The sequence below is a fragment of the Lysinibacillus sphaericus genome (assembly GCF_015844675.1).
GTDB classification, from domain to species: Bacteria; Bacillota; Bacilli; order Bacillales_A; family Planococcaceae; genus Lysinibacillus; species Lysinibacillus sphaericus_E.
In genome coordinates, this window is sequence record NZ_LDGC01000077.1 from 1 (window position 1) to 6,875 (window position 6,875).

Consider the following 6,875-nt stretch of genomic DNA (forward strand, 5'->3'; position numbering starts at 1 on the left):
AAAATGGTGCCGAGGGCCGGAATCGAACCGGCACGGTAGTCACCTACCGCAGGATTTTAAGTCCTGTGCGTCTGCCAGTTCCGCCACCCCGGCACATTTGGAGCGGAAGACGAGGTTCGAACTCGCGACCCCCACCTTGGCAAGGTGGTGTTCTACCACTGAACTACTTCCGCATGTGCATAAGATTTATTTATCCTGGCAATTATTAAATTTGAAAAATGGTGCGGGTGAAGGGAGTCGAACCCCCACGCCTTGCGGCGCTAGATCCTAAGTCTAGTGCGTCTGCCAATTCCGCCACACCCGCATATTTTGTTGGCAATTTAAATGGTGAGCCATGAAGGACTCGAACCTTCGACCCTCTGATTAAAAGTCAGATGCTCTACCAACTGAGCTAATGGCTCCAAATGGTGCCGGCGATAGGAGTCGAACCCACGACCTACTGATTACAAGTCAGTTGCTCTACCAACTGAGCTACACCGGCAAATGGTGGAGGATGACGGGCTCGAACCGCCGACCCCCTGCTTGTAAGGCAGGTGCTCTCCCAGCTGAGCTAATCCTCCTGGGTATTATGCCTAGCGACGTCCTACTCTCGCAGGGGGAAGCCCCCAACTACCATCGGCGCTAAAGAGCTTAACTTCCGTGTTCGGTATGGGAACGGGTGTGACCTCTTTGCCATCATCACTAGACTATTAAGTTTTCGATATACGACGTCTTTTTTCGTCAGCCTCTGTCGTTCAGTCAGTCATGTACTTAAGTACATCCTTCCTTTTCTTCATCGCTTCCTTGAACTACTCGTATGTTGAAACCTTTATGTATTTCGTTTTGAAGTTTATTACCTGTCCTTCAAGACAAGAATTATTGTATAACGTTTTCTAGCATTGTGCAATACTTTTTTATAAAAAAAAGAAATTATCACTTTTTAGAGATATTTTTCGTTTTTTACGAGAAATTATTACTCTACTATTTATTATAGCAATTGTTTAATTAAAAGAAAACTATTAATTTAATAGATGAGAATTAATCAACTATTTATATTCATTTTATAAATAAAAAGGCACTGTTTTTCGCTACAAGCTACTTCTTCCCCCAAAATCAATGCTCTACGACAGGAGTACTTGAGTAGCCCTTCGCTCCAATCAGCCACCAAAAGAAATATACATAGGAAAAAATATTAACCAAAGATTATTTTTATAGACTACTTAACATGTACGTAAATTATCATTTAAAATTATTTAATCATAGTTTTTCAGTTTTAATCTTATTCTCAATATTATTTATTGAGCCTTTCATTTACTATATTTCACATGATAAACATTAAATATTTGAAAGTGCCCTTTGTAATCGATTAATTTCCTCAAATGTCGTTGCTGGACCAAAGGATATTCTAAAAAATTGACGAGCCGCTTCAATAGAGTAGCCCATAGATAAAATCGCTTTAGTACCAGATTCACTATGAATATCACAGGCACTCCCTGTAGAAATACATATCCCCGCTTCATTTAATTTTAACAAAACGTATTGCCCTTCTACTCTTTTCATCAGCACACCACAAATATTAGGCAATTGATCCTTACACTCAATGATCTGACAGGTCTCTGGTAAATTCTCCTTGAAGTATTGACGTAATGCTGCATAATGCTGACGCTCATATTGATAATCTTCAATCGCCGTAGCAAAAGCGACAATAGCTGGGGTATCTAGTGTTCCTCCCCTTAGCCCGCGCTCATGTGTGACACCTGGTGCTAATGCAGGAACACGGAGCTCAGGATTCATATATATAGCACCACACCCTTTTGGTCCACCTATTTTATGTGCTGAAACTGTAATAGCATCTACTTGCTGTTTTAACGAGAGTTTACAAAAGGATTGTACACAATCGACGTGTAAAAGCACATTTGATTGTTTTGCAATTTCGGCAATTTCATTTATAGGTTGAATAGAACCTATCTCTGAATTTACATGTTGAATAGTAATTAAAGCCGTATCTTCTTGAATTGCTTCTCGTAGTTGCTCTACATGAATACAACCATCTTGCTGTAAGGGTAACTTCGTGACCGTAAAACCCATTATTTCAAGTGTATTTAAAGCCGCATGTACCGATGTGTGTTCAGCTTGGGATGATATAATGTGCTTCCCTTTTTTTGAAACTAAAGCTAATGACAAAATCGCAATTAAATTGCCCTCCGTTCCACTTCCCGTAAAAATGACACCATCACTGTTTACTCCAAGTGACCTTGCTACAACAGCTCTTGCTTGTTCAACAAAATAATGTGCTTGCCCTCCTAAGTCATGTAAGCTTGCACTATTTCCATAATACTGCTTTGCTACCTCGCAATATGCTTTAAGAGCTTTTGGCGTCATTGGAGCGGTTGCAGCGTAATCCATATAAATCATCTTGTTCTTCCTTTCTAATTCATCAGGTCTTGTTTTCTTTTTTATTTTATGCAAAGATAAGTGTCAAGACAACTGTAAAGAAGGTAAGTGTATGGATGTAAAGACAGATGTACTTATTATTGGTAGCGGTATTGCCGCACTTCAAACTGCTCGGCTTCTCGAAGAACATTTTCAAGTACAGCTAGTGACAAAGTGTTCAGTTAAAATGAGTAGTTCTTATCGTGCTCAAGGCGGTATTGCTGCCGTTACAAGTCAAGAAGACCATCCAAGGCTTCACATTGCTGATACGTTGACTGCTGGAGAATATCATCATGAAAGAAGGAATGTCGAAGTACTAATAGAAAACGGCACAGAAATTATACGTAATTTATTAAACGAAGGCTTCCCGGTTGATCGACAAATTGATGGGTCCCCCGCTCTTGGCTTAGAGGGAGCACATAGTCATCACCGTATTTTACATGCAGGCGGTGATCGTACTGGTCAAGTAATGATAGATTATTTGCTCAATCAACTCACATCTAATATCGTTGTAAATTGCTATGAGATGGCTTACGAGCTCTTATTAAATACAAACGGAGATTGTGTTGGCGCTCTAACAAAAGGAGCAAAGGGAACGAAGCGCTACCTTGCCCACCACGTCATTCTCGCGACCGGAGGTGCAGGTGCTCTTTATTCTTGTACGTCTAACTTTGCTACAAATACTGGTGATGGGATCGCATTAGCCTATCGTGCAGGAGCAGCCATCAGTGATATGGAATTTATGCAATTCCATCCAAGCTTACTTTGGTCTGGAGGCCAGGCAAAAGGGTTAGTCTCTGAAGCTGTTCGTGGCGCCGGAGGAATATTTGTCGATGCGCAACGTCAGCCCATAATGGAAGGGATACATAAACAGCTGGACTTAGCACCGCGCCATGTAACAGCACATGCATTATTTCATAAACGTGCTGTTGGGCAGGAAACATTTATTGATATTACAAAGATTGAACACTTTGAAGAAAGATTCCCTACGATTGCTCAACTTTGCTCTGACAATAATGTTAATTTACAGGATGGCTTAATTCCTGTAGCACCAGGTAGCCATTTCTTAATGGGCGGTATTGTTGCTGATGACAAGGGAAGGACATCTATTCCTAATCTCTATGCAATTGGAGAAGTCGCTTGTACAGGAGTGCATGGCGCTAATCGTTTAGCTAGTAACTCTCTATTAGAAGGAATTACGTTTGGTCAAAGAACAGCCCAATACATTGTTCAAACAGGTTGTACACAAAATAATTTCTTGATTAGTGACAAACATCACCATCAAACAATGCCATCGTTATTTACAAAAGATCAATTACAACAAATGATGATGAACACATTAGGCATTGTGCGAAATCCTATCGATATGCAACAATTCGTACAACAATTGCCCTCATTGCAAACACTTCTTCATGTTAATTTAAATGACCTGAGTCAACAGGAACTTGAACTTTACATGATGCATATTGTCGCTACATTAATGGCACTCGCAGCCACTACACGAAAAGAAACTCGCGGAGCACATATTCGCGTTGATCAACCAGAAAATGATAACCAGTGGGCAAACCGTTGGATTATTTTTCACCAAGGACAGATGAAAGTGAGGAATTCATTATATGAATATCATCAAACTCGAGGAATTGTTAAAGCAATTTTTTAATGAGGATATAGGCGATGGAGATTTATCAAGTGAATTAATATTTTCTCCTGAACAACAGGGATCTTTTTCTTTTTATGCGAAAGAAGACGGCATTTTTTGTGGAACTCTCATTATTAAGCATGGCTTTCTTCTACTGGATCGATCGGTGGATATTACCCTTTATAAAAAAGATGGAGAAAAAGTAAAAGCTGGTGATGTTCTTGCTGTTATTCAAGGACCTCTTCAAAAGTTATTAATAGGTGAGCGTGTAATTTTGAATCTTATTCAGCGTATGTCTGCTATTGCGACAACTACAAATTTAGCGGTGCGAGAAACTGCAGGTACTAATGCGAAAATATGCGATACGCGCAAAACAATGCCTGGTTTGCGTATGTTAGATAAATACGCTGTTAGAATCGGTGGTGCCTATAATCATCGCAATGGTTTATTCGATGCAATCATGCTAAAGGATAATCATATTGCTTTTGCAGGTAGTATTACTAATGCAGTACAGGCGGCCCGTGAGAAAATCGGTCACACCATTAAAATCGAAGTCGAAATCGAAACAAAAGCACAATTAGATGAAGCAATTGCAGCTGGTGCAGATATCATTATGTTTGATAATCGTAGCCCTAAAGAAATACGTGAATGGCTTCCTGCTGTTCCTCCACATATCGCTACAGAAGCTTCGGGCGGCATTACACTTCAAAACTTAAATAGCTATGCGATAACAGGTATTCAATGGATTTCACTCGGAGCGCTAACACATTCAGTAAAAGCTTTTGATATTAGTGCAATTGTAAAACCGAAAGGAGCTAGTTTCATTGTCCATCACTAATCTATTTCAACAAATGTCACTACTACCCGAGCATTATCGCGCTTTATCTAAAAATGACATGGAATCTCGCATTCTAGCTATAAAGAAGGAATTAGGTAGTAAGCTCTTCATTCCTGGGCATCACTATCAAAAAGATGAAGTGATCCAATTTGCTGATGCAACAGGTGATTCCTTGCAACTTGCTCAACTATCAGCAGCTAATACGGAAGCTGAACATATAGTATTTTGTGGCGTACACTTTATGGCGGAAACAGCTGATATGCTGACAACTAAACAGCAGCATGTATACTTACCTGATATGCGTGCAGGCTGTTCAATGGCAGATATGGCGGACATTTATCAAACAGAACAGGCATGGCCAGTTTTACAGGAACTTTTTGGCGATACCATTATTCCTCTAACATATGTTAATTCTACTGCTGCCATTAAAGCATTTACGGGACGACATGGTGGAGCATGCGTAACATCGTCCAATGCAAAAGCAATGGTTGAATGGGCATTTAAGCAAAAACAACGTATTTTCTTTTTACCCGATCAACATTTAGGTAGAAATACTGCGTACGATTTAGGAATACCGCTTGAAAATATGGCCGTTTGGAATCCCCATACAAATAAGCTTGAAACGCATCAGTCCCCAGAAAACATTCAAGTTATCTTATGGAAGGGACACTGCTCTGTACACGAAGGCTTTACCGTTCAGCATACGAAGCTTATACGTAAAGCTCATCCAAATATGCGGATAATTGTTCATCCTGAATGTAGTCGTGAAGTTGTTGCTGCTGCAGATGATGCAGGTTCTACAAAATACATTATTGATACGATTAATAAAGCACCAAGTGATTCAGCATGGGCAATCGGTACTGAAATGAACCTCGTCAATCGTCTGATTAAGCAACACCCTGATAAGCAGATTATTTCTTTAAATGAAAACTTCTGTCCCTGTCTTACAATGAATCGTATTGACCTTCCCCATCTACTTTGGTCTTTAGAAAGTATACAAAAGGGGCAACCACATAATCGTATTCAAGTAGATGCTCACACTGCTGAAGAAGCACGTAGCTCACTTGAACGAATGCTATTAAGAGCGTAAAGAGCAAAACGTCTACCCAAAAATGAGTAGACGTTTTCTTATAGTTGCTTAAGTTTTCTAATGAGAATATGTAGTAATGTTCAAATACAGTTTAACTAATCATAATCGTGTAAGACATAGTAGAATCTTAAGGTTCTAAGTCAAATGTTGGGGTGGTGTGATCATTTAGCACGTTAACCCAGATGAACCCCGATATCTTTATACTTTAAATTTAATAAGATTTTTGCTCGAAAGTGATCGAAGCGTCGAAAGCCATATGCATTCCGTTTCATCACTTTTGTTTTATTATTAATACCTTCTAAGAAGCCGTTGGAATAACCAAAGCTAAAGCTATTTAGTATTTCTACTTGCCAGTTTTTCAACGTTTGAATTGCTTTTAAGAAAGCTGGTAATTTTGTCTCTTCTACCTTACGGTAAAAAGCTAGTAATCGCTTCTTCACTTCTACGATATCATTCTTTGTCTTTGCCCAATCAAACCATTCACAATAGGCTTCCTTTAATTCATGAGCTACTTTTAATGTTTCGGACATTTCTGTATAGCGCTGTAAGTACCACTGTTGTTTCGGTGATAATTTAGATGCACGTTTATAAAACACATGACGCATACGTTTACACTTTGTACGATTGTATTTGTCCCATTCTTTTTGTACTTGTCGGCGCACTTCATCCATTGCCCAATAGATATAACGGCTAAAATGAAAGCGATCTGCCACAATAACAGGTCGACATAGCGCTTGACGAACAGCTGCTTTAAAACTTGGATTCATATCCATGACCACTATTTCAACATCTGCTCCATACTGACTTAAGTAATTTTTTATTGTTTCTTTTTTACGATTCGGTAAAATATCAATCGGTTCGCGCGTATCCGCATTCGCAATTATTAGCTGATACGT

General features: G+C 39.4%; 5 protein-coding genes, 6 tRNA genes and 1 rRNA gene. 3 read left to right on the plus strand and 9 right to left on the minus strand.

What is annotated here, in order from left to right; translation table 11 throughout:
* Positions 1-4: 4 nt before the first annotated feature.
* The 8 genes from ABE34_RS20125 to ABE34_RS20160 all read right to left on the minus strand — a co-directional run bounded on the left by ABE34_RS20125 (position 5) and on the right by ABE34_RS20160 (position 2,385).
* Positions 5-93: transfer RNA gene (locus ABE34_RS20125), tRNA-Leu, on the minus strand.
* A 5-nt stretch (positions 94-98) separates the two neighbouring features.
* Positions 99-173, minus strand: a tRNA-Gly gene (locus tag ABE34_RS20130).
* Between the two features lie 46 nt (positions 174-219).
* A tRNA-Leu gene (locus ABE34_RS20135) sits at positions 220-304 on the minus strand.
* 21 nt (positions 305-325) lie between these two features.
* Positions 326-401 (minus strand) — tRNA-Lys (locus ABE34_RS20140).
* Positions 402-405: 4 nt separating this feature from the next.
* Positions 406-481, minus strand: a tRNA-Thr gene (locus tag ABE34_RS20145).
* 3 nt (positions 482-484) lie between these two features.
* Positions 485-560, minus strand: a tRNA-Val gene (locus ABE34_RS20150).
* A 10-nt stretch (positions 561-570) separates the two neighbouring features.
* Positions 571-686: ribosomal RNA gene (gene rrf / locus ABE34_RS20155) — 5S ribosomal RNA — on the minus strand.
* A gap of 628 nt (positions 687-1,314) precedes the next feature.
* On the minus strand, positions 1,315-2,385 hold the full coding sequence (locus ABE34_RS20160) for a cysteine desulfurase family protein (protein WP_197144232.1): 1,071 nt from the start codon (positions 2,383-2,385) through the stop codon (positions 1,315-1,317).
* 100 nt (positions 2,386-2,485) lie between these two features.
* Here ABE34_RS20160 and nadB point away from each other — a divergent pair, with 100 nt between their 5' ends.
* The 3 genes from nadB to nadA are packed head-to-tail and all read left to right on the plus strand — an operon-like array spanning position 2,486 to position 5,979.
* The gene (nadB, locus tag ABE34_RS20165; RefSeq protein WP_197144229.1) at positions 2,486-4,072 is read left to right on the plus strand and encodes an L-aspartate oxidase; all 1,587 of its coding nucleotides are present in this window, start codon (positions 2,486-2,488) and stop codon (positions 4,070-4,072) included.
* Positions 4,029-4,889, plus strand: coding sequence for a carboxylating nicotinate-nucleotide diphosphorylase (nadC, locus tag ABE34_RS20170; RefSeq protein ID WP_197144230.1), 861 nt, complete (start codon positions 4,029-4,031; stop codon positions 4,887-4,889). The genes nadB and nadC overlap by 44 nt, the downstream gene beginning before the upstream one ends.
* A complete protein-coding gene (gene nadA / locus ABE34_RS20175) occupies positions 4,876-5,979 on the plus strand; it encodes a quinolinate synthase NadA (protein ID WP_430982174.1) in 1,104 nt (367 codons plus the stop codon). The genes nadC and nadA overlap by 14 nt, the downstream gene beginning before the upstream one ends.
* A gap of 173 nt (positions 5,980-6,152) precedes the next feature.
* Here nadA and ABE34_RS20180 read toward each other — a convergent pair.
* Positions 6,153-6,875 (minus strand): ISL3 family transposase (locus ABE34_RS20180; RefSeq protein WP_197144231.1); only part of this gene is annotated, 723 nt, incomplete at its 5' end.

Excerpts from the sequence above, each read along its gene's own strand:
- ABE34_RS20160 (WP_197144232.1), bottom strand. The coding sequence starts at position 2,385 with ATGGATTACGCTGCAACCGCTCCAATGACGCCAAAAGCTCTTAAAGCA.
- nadB (WP_197144229.1), top strand. The coding sequence starts at position 2,486 with ATGGATGTAAAGACAGATGTACTTATTATTGGTAGCGGTATTGCCGCA.
- nadC (WP_197144230.1), top strand. The coding sequence starts at position 4,029 with ATGAATATCATCAAACTCGAGGAATTGTTAAAGCAATTTTTTAATGAG.